The sequence below is a fragment of the Halalkalibacter lacteus genome (assembly GCF_036663595.1).
GTDB classification, from domain to species: domain Bacteria; phylum Bacillota; class Bacilli; order Bacillales; family Bacillaceae_D; genus Halalkalibacter; species Halalkalibacter lacteus.
This window is the reverse complement of record NZ_JAWRVL010000405.1, coordinates 1-243: the sequence shown is the minus strand read 5'-3', so window position 1 is coordinate 243 and position 243 is coordinate 1. Positions and strand designations below refer to the sequence as shown.

Here is a 243-nt window from a genome sequence, read left to right as displayed (position 1 = left end):
AGGCGAAGGCGATCGGGTACGTGTTTCATTTCGTCATCGGCCTGGCTTTCGCCCTCCTGTACGTCCAATTGTTCGAGATCGTCGGGCGGAGCTCGTGGTGGGCCGGGGCGCTCCTCGGGGCGCTTCAGGCCGTGTTCACCGCCACCGTCCTCGTGAACGAGCTGCTGCCCGTGGTCCACCCGCGGATGGCCACGACCGATACGGCCGCGAACGAATTCGCGCTCGTCGAACCGCCGGGCTTCC

1 protein-coding gene is annotated in these 243 nt (G+C 66.7%); it reads left to right on the top strand.

The window, feature by feature from the left end; translation table 11 throughout:
• On the top strand, window positions 1-243 hold a 243-nt coding region (locus tag SAZ04_RS22825; protein ID WP_332700049.1), incomplete at both ends, for a hypothetical protein.